11 protein-coding genes and 1 pseudogene are annotated in these 15,446 nt (G+C 35.7%); all 12 read right to left on the minus strand.

What is annotated here, in order from left to right; translation table 11 throughout:
* Nucleotides 1–58: 58 nt before the first annotated feature.
* On the minus strand, nucleotides 59–370 hold the full coding sequence (locus NCCP28_RS13720) for a PTS sugar transporter subunit IIB (protein WP_248561975.1): 312 nt from the start codon (nucleotides 368–370) through the stop codon (nucleotides 59–61).
* 1 nt (nucleotide 371) lies between these two features.
* Nucleotides 372–854, minus strand: a complete 483-nt coding sequence (locus tag NCCP28_RS13725) for a PTS sugar transporter subunit IIA (RefSeq protein WP_248561976.1) — start codon at nucleotides 852–854, stop codon at nucleotides 372–374.
* Between the two features lie 22 nt (nucleotides 855–876).
* Complete coding sequence (locus tag NCCP28_RS13730) at nucleotides 877–2,928, minus strand: BglG family transcription antiterminator (protein ID WP_248561977.1); 2,052 nt, start codon at nucleotides 2,926–2,928, stop codon at nucleotides 877–879.
* Nucleotides 2,929–3,277: 349 nt separating this feature from the next.
* Entirely contained in the window at nucleotides 3,278–4,702 is a 1,425-nt protein-coding gene (locus tag NCCP28_RS13735) for a S41 family peptidase (RefSeq protein ID WP_248561978.1), read from the minus strand.
* Nucleotides 4,703–5,106: 404 nt separating this feature from the next.
* A pseudogene (locus NCCP28_RS13740) lies at nucleotides 5,107–7,484 on the minus strand (heavy metal translocating P-type ATPase).
* A 484-nt stretch (nucleotides 7,485–7,968) separates the two neighbouring features.
* Nucleotides 7,969–8,310: an ArsR/SmtB family transcription factor gene (locus tag NCCP28_RS13745; protein WP_248561979.1), complete on the minus strand. Its 342-nt coding sequence runs from the start codon at nucleotides 8,308–8,310 to the stop codon at nucleotides 7,969–7,971.
* Nucleotides 8,311–8,530: 220 nt separating this feature from the next.
* Nucleotides 8,531–9,934 (minus strand): murein hydrolase activator EnvC family protein, encoded by a 1,404-nt coding sequence (locus NCCP28_RS13750; RefSeq protein ID WP_248561980.1) that lies wholly within the window; start codon nucleotides 9,932–9,934, stop codon nucleotides 8,531–8,533.
* A 157-nt stretch (nucleotides 9,935–10,091) separates the two neighbouring features.
* On the minus strand, nucleotides 10,092–10,985 hold the full coding sequence (gene ftsX, locus NCCP28_RS13755; RefSeq protein ID WP_248561981.1) for a permease-like cell division protein FtsX: 894 nt from the start codon (nucleotides 10,983–10,985) through the stop codon (nucleotides 10,092–10,094).
* A complete protein-coding gene (ftsE, locus tag NCCP28_RS13760; RefSeq protein WP_248561982.1) occupies nucleotides 10,975–11,661 on the minus strand; it encodes a cell division ATP-binding protein FtsE in 687 nt (228 codons plus the stop codon). Before ftsE ends, ftsX begins: the two co-directional genes overlap by 11 nt.
* An 826-nt stretch (nucleotides 11,662–12,487) precedes the next feature.
* Entirely contained in the window at nucleotides 12,488–12,799 is a 312-nt protein-coding gene (gene cccB, locus NCCP28_RS13765) for a cytochrome c551 (RefSeq protein ID WP_248561983.1), read from the minus strand.
* Between the two features lie 52 nt (nucleotides 12,800–12,851).
* Complete coding sequence (locus NCCP28_RS13770) at nucleotides 12,852–13,670, minus strand: YitT family protein (RefSeq protein WP_248561984.1); 819 nt, start codon at nucleotides 13,668–13,670, stop codon at nucleotides 12,852–12,854.
* Between the two features lie 444 nt (nucleotides 13,671–14,114).
* A protein-coding gene (gene prfB, locus NCCP28_RS13775; RefSeq protein WP_248561985.1) for a peptide chain release factor 2 occupies nucleotides 14,115–15,225 on the minus strand; the annotation gives its coding sequence in 2 pieces (ribosomal slippage) (nucleotides 14,115–15,152 and nucleotides 15,154–15,225; 1,110 coding nt in all).
* Between the last annotated feature and the right edge of the window lie 221 nt (nucleotides 15,226–15,446).

Raw genomic sequence — 15,446 nt, forward strand, 5'->3', positions numbered from 1 at the left:
GTATATTATCTATTTAGAAGCAATGATTATTTTGCTTTCCAACCTATTTATTAAACGTTTACATTTTAATTGTAGATGATTCCAAATATGCTTTTATATAATCGATGATCTCTTTATCTAAATCTTCCATTCCGATGCCGCTAATATACGGTGTAGCACTTAATGCTGGTGTAATATAGCTCGTAGGCAAAATGGTAGTGGACAATATCAGTGCTGCTTGAGACTGCAAAGAAGCGACTTCGGATATTTTACATTGCACAAGCAATACATCCAAATGTTCTTTTTTGAATAATTCTTCTAAATGATCCATTACTACTGTTGATGTTGCAATCCCTGCGCCACATGCTACAAGCACAGATGCCCTATTCAAATCAATCACCTCCTATAATAGCGATATTTATATTTTCAAAGATAGTGATTATTTCTTTTTTGTTTTTTGCTTGGATGATATTTATTAAATTATCTTTTATTTGGATGACTTGCATCAATTCTTGCAATACTTCCAGTTGACTATGCGGCTGGTTTAGCCCAAGCATAAGCACTACATCTACATCTGTAGTTTTTGTATTATCTTCCATTAAAGAGAAAGCTACAGGTTTTTTTAAGGTAGCCACTGCAATAAATTGTTCTATCACATGTTCTGGATCTGTATGTGGAATGGCTACACTATAATCAGCCATGCATAGTCCTGTTGGAAAAATCGATTCTCTTTCTTTGATTTTTGCTAAAAAAGTATCTTTTACATATCCTTGATCATAAGCCTCTTGATACATCACTTGGAATAGCTCATCCTGATTTTCTACCTCTAGGTCCACTTTTATCAAGTTTTCTTTAATAAACGAAACTACTGCCATTTTTTCCCCTTCTTTCATCATGCTATGAATATTTCCTTATGACTTCATAAAGATCATTTAAATTGTTTTGTGCTGTTAATTGCTCTATTTCTTCCTTATTTTTAGAAAGATTCATCAATTGCCTTAGTGCTTGCAGATGCTTATTTTTATCTGTTGCAGCTAATACAACGATAAAATAGACTCTTTCCCCTTCATTAAAAGGCAGCCCTTCTTCTATTTTCAATAAACTCATGCCAATTTTATTAACACCACAGTCAGGATCTGCATGTGGAATGGCAATAACATTTCTTAAAACAATATGTGGAAGCATGGTTGGATATTGTCTAATCATTTCCTCTACATAATTTCCTGTGATTGCACCACTTTGCAACAAGGGAGCAGATGCTATTTTTATTCCTTCTTCCCAACTAGCTACTTTGCGTTTTACCACCATCATATCTGGGGTTAAAAGATTAGCTAATGATAGATTGCCCCGAGTCTCCACTATATTATTTTGATTAGCAGGTTTAAGTGAAAAATGCTCTTGTAAAGCGTTTGTCAACAGCTGCTTCTCTTTAATCACTGCATATTTCTCAATCGTATTCATTAATTGATCTATATTGATGATATTAGTGGTTAAGCCATGAATTTCATTTAATACTCTTTGTCTTAGCTGTATTTTTTCTATATCAGAAATAATGCTTTCTACAATAAACAACTTCTTATCTGTTTGTAAGGGCACTGGTGAAAAAATAAGATCAAAATCAAATTTTAGTTTTTGAAATTCTCGTATGGATAAAGCATGATAGAAATAAAATTCTGGAAATAAGTCCCGCAAAGTACTTTCCATTAGCTTCGAAATAGATACTCCATTAGGACAAACAACCACTGCTTTCATTTTCTTTTGAATCGTATCCCCTGAGCTTAATAAATGGCCCCCTATTAAAATAGTAAGAAACAGCAGTTCATTTTTTTCTATCTCGCAACCTATATAGTTTTCAAGAGGTCCTACAGAATCTTTCACAATAAAATGGATTTCTTCCAATTCTTCGCTGCTCTTTTCTATGGTGGGATAATTAGTTGTAAGATGATATTTTATTCGATAGTAAGCAGGCTTCATATGAAGCACAAGCTTATTAAGCAGCAATTCCTTTTCTTTCATTTTAATGCATGCCTTATTTTCAAATATCTCAAGTGTTTGTGCTATTGATTCTTTTAATGGCAGAACTTCTTTATCTGATAAATGAGATGTCAATATTTTGGATGTCAACAGCTGCAATGTAATAAACAAACGCTCTAACTTTGGAATATTATCTATTCCATTTACCAGCACTTCTGCTGCAAGATACTCTTTTGTTTCAGCTAATTCTTCATAGCCTAATGAGTTGTGATCTTTAATAAATTTTCCTTGTTTCATCCTTTTGAGGGTAATTACCATAATGAATGGCAATAATCTGAAACTCTCATCAATGAATTGAAGTTCTAGCTTTGTTTCTATTTCTTCCATTTGTTTTTTTACTGCTTGTATTTCTTCGTTTTTTACATTTAAAAAATCTAAGATATGAACTTCTGCATGATACATAGATAACATATTTCGCAATACATCAATTGCCAGCTTTCTTACATTCCATTCCTTTCCTTCTAATTCATAACCATTAGATCTTGAATAGCTAATGGCCAGATGATAAGGTTCAATTATTTTCTGCACTGTTTTTAAGTCGCGAAGTATCGTATTTTTGCTGACTTTTAGCGCACTAGTGAAATGGAATAGAGATAAATCATTATCATTATTGATTATAAGCAAGATAATCAGTTGAGCCCTTTCCTTTTCTGAAGGAATATACTGATTGTGCTTATTTTCATCCACTTTCTCTGCAAATATTTGCATTACTACTGGGCTAATAATAAATTTGCCGCTATTTGTTTTTTTAATTGGAGGATAGTTGTTTCCTTCTAACCAATTATTGATTTTCTGAAAACTGTAACTGACCTGCCTCCTTGATAAATTAAACTTTTTTTCTAGTTTAATATTAGAGGTATCTGGATTTACAATTACTTCTTTAAGAAGTGTATTACTTCTCTCATCAAGGTACATTTGTGATTCCCCCTTAACTTGATTTTATTGTAGCATGAAAAAAACAATAAATGTATGCGTTTTCATCTCCAATACCTGTTTGTGAAATGTGTCACTTAGTGATTAAATTGTACAGCTTGATTATGTAATGGCGTTTGGATGCACAAAAAAAGCCAGCTCCTCCGCTGCCATAATTAGCATTATATAATGAATAGGTCCATTATATAATGCTAAGAAAATACAATAATGGCATATGAATAGCTGACTTTTCTTCACTTATGTGTAAAATTTTTAATTTGCATTAATCCTTCTCTTAAAATTAAAGTCCAAATGAAGGGAAGAATATGATATCACTCATTGCCGTTTCATTCTATCTCACAATATAATGAAGTGCTGTCTGCAGCTGAATATCATTTTCTTCATCTTTCATTGCAGCTCGAACTGCTTCCTGCATTTTGCTGGCTGTTGTTGCATTAATGTTTCCAGTTGCTTTTAAAGCATGCTTCATTTGGAATGCTTTTACGGCTGTTTTTGTTTGGCTGCTGAAATATCCGTCTTTTCTATCAGTAGTATATCCCAGACTTGTTAGTATTTCTTGTGCATATCTTACTTGTTCACTGTTCATTTCTTGCACTAAGGTTTCTTCAATCTGCAATGGATGTGTTTGATATAAGGCTGATTGCTCTACTTCTAAATTCGGTGCGATGCCTTTTTTATGAATCCAGTTGCCATCAGGGGTCAGCCACTTCGCTAATGTTAATTTGATTTTGCTGCCATCATCCATTGGCACCGCCTGCTGTACTGTTCCTTTTCCAAATGTCTTTTCCCCAATTAACGTATAATCTGCCCCTTCTTTTAATGCTCCTGCCAAAATTTCCGAGGCAGACGCACTCCCCTTATCGACAAGTACTACTACTGGATACTCTTTTGTTTTTGTTAAGGTAGAAAAAAACTGTTCTTTTTTTCCACTTCTATCTGCAATTTGCACATATGGTTTATCATTTGTAACAAACTCTTCTAAAATGCTGTTTACACTGGTGAGAAGTCCTCCAGGATTGCCGCGCACATCTAATATTAATCCTGAAATTCCGCTTTTCTCCAAGTCCTTTAACGCTTTTTTGAATTCTGCTGCTGTTTCTTCTGAAAAAGAGGTAATTTGCAAGTAGCCGATATTTTCACCGCCATCTTTTTTAATAGAAGAATATACAGTTATTTGCGGCACTTCATCTCGAACTACCGATATCGTAAGAGGGTTATCCAAACCTGATCTAATAATCTCCAGCTTAACCTTCGAACCTTTTTCTCCTCTGATTTTCTTAATTACTTCATATAATTCTTGTCCCTCTACACTTTTTCCATCTACTTTAACAATTTCATCATTTGGCTTTAAACCAGCTTTTTCTGCTGGAGAATCTTTAATTGGCGAAACAATTACAATTTTCCCATCTTCCGTGCTTACCTCTGCTCCAATCCCTTCAAATGAGGGATCAAGGGCCTGATCAAATTGTTTTGCTGTTTCTTTATCCATATAAACAGAATAAGGATCATCCAATGTAGAAAGCATTCCTTTAATAGCCCCTTCTTCTAGCTTTTCTTTATCTACCTTTTCCACATAATTATTTACGATTAAATCATATGCTCTTTCTGCTTTAGATAGAGCATCATCTTCTTTATTAGAAGAAGATGATGCTGATTCTAGCCTTTCTTTATATATCGCATTCATGCCAATATAGGCACCACCTGCTCCCGTCAAAAGGGAACCTGTCATATAAACTGCCAGCCATTTTCGATTCATCTTAATCGTCCTTTCTGCAAATCAAACTCTAAAAACATATTGTTTCATGTATATGATTCCAAAGGACAAGTTATGAAAAAATGGAGACAATCCTGTTAAGAAAAAGAAAAATCTTTTGAAACAAAAAGAAATATTCCTATAGGCTGACCCTTTTCAATACAAAAAATAGTTATCATTTTATCACGCATTAACGGGCTCTAGCCCCCCGCCTCAAGATTATAGGAGAAAATGAGAAATCTAGGTAGGCAGAAACTTGCCTGTAAAAGCCTGATTGGTTCAGCTAACAAACTCCCCTTTTATTCGCTGTCCTCCTCCTTGTTTACATTTCAAATGAGTGAATATGGGCTTAACCATAAAAAAAGTTATCCAATAGCCGAAACATCGACTTATTGGATAACTCTTTTTTATAAATCATTTGTTTTTAAGACTCTCATTGCATTCAAAACAGCAAGCAATGTGACGCCTACATCTGAAAAAACCGCTTCCCACATAGTTGCAATGCCAAATGCTCCAAGCAATAGGAACACAGCTTTACTCCAAGGGCAAAAATAATGTTTTGCCAAACAATCTTGCGTGTTTTCTTTGCAATTTTGATTGCTGTCGCTATTTTAGAAGGCTCATCTGTCATAATGACAATATCTGCTGCTTCGATGGCAGCATCTGACCCTAATCCTCCCATTGCCATCCCAACATCTGCCCTCGCTAACACTGGTGTATCATTAATGCCGTCTCCGACAAATAAAATCTTTTCATTTGTTTGCTTAGTTCTGTCCAATTGTTCCATTTTTTCAACTTTATGCTGAGGCAATAATTCTGCATATACTTCATCTATCGCCAGTTCTTTGGCGACTTTTTCCCCAACAGCCGATGCATCGCCTGTCAGCATGACTGTCTTTTTCATATTTAGCTCTTTCAGCAATTGAATCGCTTGTTTCGCATCATCTTTTAGTTCATCAGCAATTACGATATAGCCAATAAAGGTTTTATTAACAGCAACATAAACAACGGTGCCGACTTCTTTGCTTTCTAAAAATGGAATATTCATTTCGCTCATTAATTTCCGATTGCCAGCAAGTATTTCTTTTCCTTCTATTACTACTTCCATTCCATGCCCTGATATTTCATTGCTAGTGATGCTGTCTTCCAAGATATCTTTTCCATATGCTTTTCTAATCGATTCAGCAATAGGATGATTGGAGTGCACTTCTGCAAATGCCGCATATTGGAGCACTTCATCCTGTGTTACACCTTTGGCAGCATGAATTTTCGTTACCTCAAAAACACCTTTGGTCAATGTTCCTGTTTTATCAAAAACAACATATTTCACATCATTTAGCGCTTCTAAATAGTTGCTTCCTTTCACAAGAATTCCTCTGCTTGATGCTGCCCCAATTCCTCCAAAAAATCCAAGAGGAATGGAAACGACTAAAGCACATGGACAAGAAATCACTAAAAAGATTAACGCTCTATACACCCAATCAGAGAATGTTGCCCCACTTATGATGAGTGGTGGAACAACAGCTAATAAAAAGGCAATAATTACAACAACTGGTGTATAATAACGAGCAAACTTTGTTATAAAATTTTCTGTAGGAGCCTTTTTGCTGCTCGCATTTTGCACTAAATCTAAAATTTTTGAAACCGTTGATTCTCCAAACTCTTTTGTTACCTCTATTGTTAAAACACCATTTTTATTGATAAATCCGCTTAACACATCACTTCCTGGTTTTATATCCCGTGGAATGGATTCACCCGTTAATGCAGAAGTATCAACCATGGATGCTCCTTCTATTACCTTGCCATCAAGGGGGATTTTTTCACCTGGCTTTACAAGGATAATATCGCCTACTTCCACTGCTTCTGGAGACATTTTTTGAAATAGTTCATTTCGTTTTACATTTGCAAAGTCTGGACGAATATCCATTAAACTGCTGATGGATTTCCGTGAACGATTGACTGCAATTCCTTGAAATAATTCACCAATTTGGTAAAACAGCATAACAGCCACACCTTCTGCATACTGCCCGACAGCAAAGGCACCAATTGTTGCAATTGCCATTAAGAAATGCTCATCAAACACTTGACCGCGAATAATGTTTTTTACTGCACGCAATACAATATCTCCACCAATGATCAAATAAGCAGCAAAAAAGAAAAGAAATTCCATAAAGGGAGAGAAGGGAGCAAATATGCCGATGGCGGCTACAATACTGCCTCCGATTAAGCGCACTATCATCTTTTTGATATTTTCTCCCCCATGATCATGACTATGATTGTGAGCATGTGTATGGTGAGGCTTTTCCTTTTCTAAGGGCAGAACATGTACATGGGGCTCCAACTTTTTAACTACTTTCTCCGCTCGCTCTTGCATTGCCTCCAGCTGATGGCCAGCTGCTTTTACTGTTAATTTTTTAGAAACAAAATCCACTGAAGCTGAGGCAACTCCAGCCAATTTGCCTACTTCTTTTTCAATTTTTGCCGCACAATTGGCACAATCTAATCCCTCCAGTAAAAAAGTTGCCGAAGCTATATGCCCCTTTTGCTTTTCCTCCACTTTAATATGAGGTTCTAAACGTCTAATTTCTTTTTGTGCCTTTTCTATAATTCTCGCTTCATCCTGCTGCTCAATAGCTAAGGATAAAGTCTGGGTTGCAAAGTTGACAGAACATTTATCTACCCCTGCAACGGCGGCTACACCTTTTTCAATTTTCATTGCACAATTGGCACAATCAAGTCCAGTTAAAGTAAATTCCTTTTTCGTTAACTGCTTCCCTTCCTCCACAATAATCTCCTCTTTCTCATAAAATTTGCTTCTGCATCCATCTATAAAATCCGTTATTTATTAGGTGTTTTCATTATATGAATAATTAATCATATATTCATATTAATTATATGAATCCTTTCAGAAAATTGTCAATAAATATTCTTTATTATTTTTTATTTTTCCAAACATTATTCATTCTTTCTCCATAAAGTCACTCTTCACTCAATGGATTTTGCTTGCCTGTAAAAAAAAGAATAAAACCTATAATAATCCCTTTCCCCCTAATTATCCCGCATTAGCTAGGCCTTTGAACTTTCCAGCTGAGAAGACGAGAAATCTAGATGAATAGAAACTTGCCCATAAAAGCTGATAGAAAAGCACACAGACTAAGGATACTAAGGACGCCGCGCCCTATCGCAACATCTGTGTGACCTATATCCTATCTTGCGTCAACCAACAATCAGAGGCCCCCCGCTGATTTAAATTTCAATTTATCTTTGTTTTAATGATGCATCGCATGGTCAATCATTTGCTGCAAAACACTCATTACATGTTCATCATCACAAGAATAAATCATAGTGGTGCCTTCCCTGCGATATTTTACTAGCCGAAGATTTTTCAAAAACCTTAATTGGTGAGAAACAGTGGACTGCAGCATCTGTAAGTTTTCTGCTATTTCGTTAACAGAGTGAGGTTTATTTGACAATAAATGAAGGATTTTAATTCTTGTCGGATCTGACAAAGCTTTAAATGTCTGGGATACAATAAATAAAGTTTCTTCATCCAGCAGCTTATTTCCACTTTCCATCGATTGATTTTGTTCCTCATTATCGAAGTTGCTCATAACTATAACTCCTCTTTTATAAAAACATTTTTTTTATTATAACATAAGATGATTTCCCAACTATTTATTAAAAGCTTGCTGCCATCTACAAGTATCCTTTGAATTAGTTTTTCCTTATTGTTATGTGTAGTTTCTGAGAAATCAGGGTATGCTACTAAATAAGAAAAACGAAAAAACAGCCTATACTATTATAGACTGTTTTCTCATAAAATGCGCTTATTTAAAGAGGAACAATACCTACTGGATTAATGGCGTTGGATTTTGCTGCATTCCATTGTCCTTTATGCAGTTCAAAATGTAAATGTTGTCCAGTAGATTCACCTGTATTGCCCATTGTTCCGATTCGTTGTCCTTTTTTCACTACTTGGCCAGCACCTACAAGTCTGCTTCCAGATCTCATATGAGCATACACTGTTGTATATACTTGTCCATCTATTGAATGAGATACAAAAATTACTTCCCCGTAACTGCTAGATGTATAGGAACGAATAACTACACCATCTGCTGCTGCAACAACTGGAACTGTTCCGCCTGCTGCAATATCTACACCAGCATGAAAAGTACCCCAACGATGACCTAAACCTGAAGAAAGATAGCCATTTGCTGGTTTTGTAAAGTTGCCGGCAGATACTTTCGGTGCCGATGCTGTTGCAGAACTGCTTGATCTCTGAGAGCTTGCACTGCTTGTGCTTTGAGAACTCGAGCTGCTAGATGCACTTGAACTGCTTGTGCTTGCAGAACTGCTTGCTGCTTTTTTCGCAGCAGCTGCTGCCGCTGCCGCCGCTTCTTCAGCTTGTTTCTTCCTTGCTTCCTCTGCTGCCTTAGCTTCAGCCGCTACACGCTCTTTTTCTAGTTGAATCGCCTTTTCCATGGCTGATTTTTGACTAGCAAGAATGGCCTCTTCTTCTTCTAATGACAGCATTTCTGCATGAATATCATTTTCTTCTTTTTTTAATTTTGCCATCAGTGCATCTTTTTCTTTCTTTTGAGCGTTTAAGCTAGATTTCATACTTTCTAACTCACTTAAGTATGTTTCTAGAGAATTTAACTGTGTTTTCAATTTTGCCTGTGATTCTTCTAACAGCTTTTTATCTGCTTCTTGCTCGCGAAGTATATCTTGGTCTGCTTCCACTATTGTAGCAACTGCTCCCATGCGATCAATGAAATCACTGAAGCTTTGAGAGCCCATTAATACATCAACATAGCTGACAGCACCGCCTGTTTCTTGGTATGCTCTTGCTCTTTCTTTCAGCAATTTATTACGTTGTTCAATTCTTTTTTTCACTTCTTTAATTTGTGCCTCTAGCTTTGCTATTTCTACTTTCGTGTCTGCTATCTGTTCTTTTTTCTCGATGATTTTCACTTGTGTATTGGAAATTTCCGTATTTAATCGTTCAATCTGTTTTTTTACATCTGCTTGCTGACCTTGTACATCTGTTATTTTTTCATTGGCATTATTTAATTTGGACTCCACTTTATTTTGTTGATTTTCGATATCTTGTTTTTTTTCATTGAGTTCATTTAAGGAACTTGCTGCATGTACATTTTTTAGCGGCATCTGTGTCATTATGCCGCTAATTCCCAATGCAGCAACTACTGATAATTTAACTACTGTTGATTTCAAGCTGAGATCTCCCTTCAACCGAGCTGCTATTTTCTCACTTTATTTAATCGCTAAAAAAGCGTACTTTTCGACATTTTTCGCACCAAGGAATGTCCCACATTATAAAATATCCATAATGTGGGACATAGTATTTCGTATCATAGTTACTCTTAATCTATTAAACACGCAAAAATTTGCGGATACTCATTACACTTCCCCATACTCCAATTACTGCTCCCATTAAAATCAACAAGGCAGATACTTGGTAAACAAATGGAGCAAAATCAAGTATTTGAATAAAATTTGAAGCCAATTTTGGCTGTAAATATTGATATGCATAATAATAGATGGTCGATACTGCTGCAATTGGTATAATCGAACCTAAAATGCCTAACCACATTCCTTCAAGGAAAAATGGCCAGCGAATAAACCAGTTTGTTGCACCAACTAATTTCATAATTTCCACTTCGCGTCTTCTTGCAACAATCGTAATTTTAATCGTATTAGAAATTAAGAACATGGCTGTAAACAACAGTCCAATAATCAACACGATTCCTACGTTTCTGCTGACACTTGTCACTTTAAATAGTTTTTCAACAGATCCTTGTCCATATTTAACTTTTGCTGCATGGTCAAACCCTTCTATTCTGTCCGCCACTTTAATGGTATCTGCTGGGTCTTTTGTTTTGACAACAAATACATCATTTAACGGATTATCCTGCTCAAACAGCTTAAAGGCATCTCCATCTTCCCCTAAACTATCAATTAAATTATTTAATTCTTTTTCTTTTGGAGAAAACTTCACGGTATTGACTTCTGATATATTTTTAATCTGTTCCTCAAGCGCAGCCCGCTCTTCTTGTGTTGCTGCAACATCAATATGCACACGAATTTCCACATTTTCTTCTATCGTTGTCGCCACTTTATTTAAATTCATCATAATGACAAAAAAGACGCCCACAAGTATTAACGTAATGGTTACAGCACTTATGGATGCAAATGTCATCCATCCATTTCTAAATAAGCTTTTAAAACTTTCCCTTGCATGTCTGCGAAACGTTCTAGCCTTCATATCCGTATTCACCTCGCTGCTCATCCCGAACAATTCTTCCGCTTTCAATGGCAATAACACGATGCTTAATTGTATTAACAATCTCTTTATTGTGTGTTGCCATAATAATGGTTGTCCCTCTATTATTAATTTCTTCTAGCAGATTCATAATATCCCAAGATGTTTCTGGATCAAGGTTACCAGTTGGTTCATCTGCAATCACCAATTTTGGCGCATTAATAATTGAACGTGCTATCGAAACACGCTGCTGCTCCCCACCAGACAATTCTGTTGGCAGCATTTTTGCTTTATGCTTTAAGCCGACTAAATCCAATGTTTCCATTACCTTTTTGTTAATCTTTTTCGGATTTTCTTCAATTACTTCAAGAGCAAAAGCAACATTTTCATATACCGTTAACGTCGGCAGCAATTTAAAGTCTTGGAAAACAACTCCAATATTTCTTCTTAACATCGGCACTTTACTCATTTTTAACTTTGCCAAGTTAATGCCGTTTATCATAATCGTTCCTTGTGTCGGCTTCTCTTCCCGATACATCATTTTAATAAAAGTGGATTTTCCTGCACCACTTGGACCTACAACGTAAACAAATTCACCCTGTTTGATCTTGATATCCAATCCATTAACAGCAATTACGCCATTAGAATACTTTTTCATTACCTTTTTCATTTCTATCATCTATTATCACACCTGATTATTATTTGTTAGAAACATTTGCTATATAAATCCCTGAATTTTTTGCACGATAAAGGAAACCACTCTTCTCTCTATTGGCTTGTTAGGGCTGCTGAGAGTTACAGTTCTATTTTTCTATAAAGTCTTACTGACAAAGTTTACACGATAAATACATCATTCGACAAATTTCAGTCAAAAGAAAGGAACAAAAAACGAGTTCCCTTCGTTACTCAAGTTATTATATCATTAACCTCCAACAAGTTAACGGAAAAAATTATTACATTTTCTTTTCAAACGTCTATTAATAAACTATTTTTTAATAATTAGTTAATATTACCATACAAATAATGCTATATCCCATCTATTTTCCCCTTATTTTTGTACATCCATAGGTATTTAGACCTTGATTTATTGTAATCAAAAGGTAATATTTACATACAATCTTTTACAAATATTGTATCATTTATTTTCATTTTTTTGGCTTATTCTATTAAATGCCTTCCATTCAGTTCATTCCCATTTATCTTCTTTTCCCTTTTATCTATCCTATTTATCGACAAATCCTTTAAATACAGGCTTTATTTAAGAATCTATGTTGATTGAAGGGGACTATTTTAAAATGATCTTTTAATGAATAAATGAATCGTTTTTCCCAATCTTGCCGTTCACCCCCTGAAAGCGAATGGCAAGACTGGAAAAAAGCAGGTGGTTTCTTTTTCAAGCAGCCTCCAATGCCTTACGCGGCAGACAAACAAGTTTAATAGAGCCAAAATAAAAAAGTTTTATTCTGTAAAATAGCAAAGCCATTTTAAAAATAAAACTTTTTTCCTTATTTCTTGTCAGCCAGCCACTGGGCCACTGCTTCTGCATCTTTTCCTTTTAATACGCCTTTGGGCATAGTGCCCTTGCCTTCAAGAATAATCTTCTCAATATCTTCTTTTGACAATTCAGACCCTACAGCTTGTAAATTTGGGCCGCCGCCGCCTTCTAAATTGCTGCCATGGCATACGGAACATTTTTGATTATACAGCTTTTCAGGATCTCCTGCTTTTGCAGAACTTGAGGATGACTCCTCGTTATTGCCGCAGCCAGCTAAAAGAAAAAAGGCAAATATAATTGTTGGCATCATTAATTTTTTCATGCAAGCATCTCCTTTTCAAGCAGATCTTGTTTTTATTATACCAATTCCTCCATTATTTAAAACCCTTGCCCAATACTTCTGATGCATCCATTACAATAACAAATGCAGTGGAATCAATTGATTGAACAAGCGACTTTAATTTGGTAAACTCTGACTGATCAACAACGCACATTAAAATTGGCCGTTCAAAGTCTGTATATCCACCATGTGCTGTTAATTTGGTTACACCACGATCTATTTTTGTTAAAATGCCGCTTTGCACTTCTTCTTGTTTTTCTGTTATAATAAGCGCCATTTTTGAGCTTCTCATTCCAATTTGCACTAAATCAATCGTTTTGCTTGTTACAAATAAGGCAATCAGGGCATATAAACCTTGTTCAATGCTAAAAACAATGCTAGCCGTCACAACAATCAAACCGTCAATTATAGCTACACAATTTCCTAATGATATTCCGGTATATTTATTGATGATTTGCGCCGCTAAATCAGTTCCTCCCGTAGAGGCCCTTCCCTTAAAAACAATGCCAATGCCAAGTCCAATCCCAATTCCTCCATAAATAGAAGCTAAAAGAGGCTCATGTGTCCATGGCTCCAAATCTTTTGATATATATACAACAAAGGGAAGAAATATCGTTCCAACCAATGTTTTTACTCCAAAGTTTTTCCCTAATAAGATAACCCCTGCTATAAATAATGGAATATTAAATGCCCACTGAACAAAAGCAGGTTCCCAATTAAGTTTTGCTTCTAAAATGGTGCTGATCCCGCTTACTCCCCCAGAGGCAATTTGGTTTGGCAATAAAAACAGATTAAAGGTTAACGCCACAATTGCCGCACCGACTAACACATAAATATACTCACGCACTTTCACTTTCCTTCACACCTCTTTAAATAATGGACGATATAGATAATATGTTACGATCCTTTTTAACAAAAGTTAGCTAAAACATAAACTATATAGCCTTCTCTCTTTTCTTATCATTTCCCAAGCAGAGAGTATATCATCCATTAAAACAGGTGTAAACCGCATTAAATTAGCGTGGTAAAGGGGTAAAACAGCAATTTTTCTTCGTTTTTACTCATACGGCGTGATTGTGCATCTTTTTTTAAAAGGCTATTTTCGTAAACTTTGTTGCTATTTAATTAAAAAAGATTAGGTGATTTCCGCTTCAGGATGCTCGCTTCAATCATCTTCTTTATCAACAGCGGTTTGAGTAAACAAAGTTTATTTAAAAACAACAATCTTTTAGAAAAGAGCCTACAAAAAAAGAAAAAGCCACCGCTGCTTTGACATAGCGATGACTTTAATCGATTATTATTCAATGTCACTTAATTTAGAACGCAAATAAGCATTGATAAATACATCTAAATCGCCATCCATTACAGATTGGGTATTGCCCACTTCTGTATTTGTGCGATGATCTTTTACCATCGAATATGGATGGAACACATAGGAACGAATTTGGCTTCCCCAGCCAATCTCTTTTTGTTCGCCACGAATCTCTGCTAATTTTTCTTCTTTTTCTTCAATTTTCTTTTGATACAATTTTGCTTTCAACATTTTCATCGCTGTTTCTCTATTTTTAATTTGAGAACGTTCTGTTTGACAGGAAACCACGACTCCTGTTGGCATATGGGTAATACGAACAGCAGAATCTGTTGTATTGATATGCTGGCCGCCAGCTCCGCTAGCACGATACGTATCAATTTTCAGATCTTCTGTACGCACTTCAATTTCAATTTCATCATTAAACTCAGGCATTATTTCACATGATACAAAACTTGTATGTCTTCGTCCTGACGAATCAAATGGAGAAATGCGGACAAGGCGGTGCACCCCTTTTTCCGCTTTTAAATAGCCAAAAGCGTTATGTCCTTTAATCGCTAGTGTTACACTTTTAATTCCCGCTTCATCGCCAGGAAGATAATCCAATGTTTCCACTTTAAAGCCTTTTTTCTCTGCCCATCTAGTATACATGCGAAGAAGCATGCTGCCCCAATCTTGGGATTCTGTTCCTCCAGCACCTGGATGAAGTTCTAGAATGGCATTGTTTTTATCATATGGTTCACTTAACAACAGATTTAATTCAAAATCGCTTAAGCGTTTTACTAAATCAGTCAGTTCCTCTTCTAATTCACTTCGCAATTCTGCGTCATCTTCTTCTTTCACTAGCTCATATGTCAATTCCAGGTTTTCATACACTTCAAACAATTTGTAGAATTCATGCGCCTGGTCTTTTAATGCATTGCTTTCTGAAATAACTGTTTGTGCTGCCTGCTGATCATTCCAAAAATCTGGCTGAAGCATTTCATCTTCTAATTCAGCAATGCGAGCCTCTTTATTTTCTAAGTCAAAGAGACCCCCTAAAGTTTTCTAGTGTTACCTCTATCTTCTCTAATTCATTGCGAATATCTGCTAATTCCATTTTACTGTCACCCTTTATTTAAATATAGTTCAATAATGTCTGTAGATTTCTACCTTATAGTATTATATGGCTTTTCACAAAAAAATGCATGCACTAGGGAAAAGTTCCTGGTTTTTGCCCAACTTTTTTTGGCAAAGACTAGATATTAACTAAACTTCCCATAAAGTGAAACTTCAATCAGTGGGAGTTTTACTGTCCGGCCTGTTAATGCGTGATAAAAA

This window comes from Niallia sp. NCCP-28 (assembly GCF_023168165.1).
Lineage (GTDB): Bacteria > Bacillota > Bacilli > Bacillales > Cytobacillaceae > Niallia.

Bases quoted from the DNA above. Each gene is read 5' to 3' on its own strand.
- NCCP28_RS13725 (WP_248561976.1), bottom strand. From the start codon at position 854: ATGGCAGTAGTTTCGTTTATTAAAGAAAACTTGATAAAAGTGGACCTA.
- NCCP28_RS13730 (WP_248561977.1), bottom strand. From the start codon at position 2,928: ATGTACCTTGATGAGAGAAGTAATACACTTCTTAAAGAAGTAATTGTA.
- NCCP28_RS13735 (WP_248561978.1), bottom strand. From the start codon at position 4,702: ATGAATCGAAAATGGCTGGCAGTTTATATGACAGGTTCCCTTTTGACG.
- NCCP28_RS13745 (WP_248561979.1), bottom strand. From the start codon at position 8,310: ATGAGCAACTTCGATAATGAGGAACAAAATCAATCGATGGAAAGTGGA.
- ftsX (WP_248561981.1), bottom strand. From the start codon at position 10,985: ATGAAGGCTAGAACGTTTCGCAGACATGCAAGGGAAAGTTTTAAAAGC.
- ftsE (WP_248561982.1), bottom strand. From the start codon at position 11,661: ATGATAGAAATGAAAAAGGTAATGAAAAAGTATTCTAATGGCGTAATT.
- cccB (WP_248561983.1), bottom strand. From the start codon at position 12,799: ATGAAAAAATTAATGATGCCAACAATTATATTTGCCTTTTTTCTTTTA.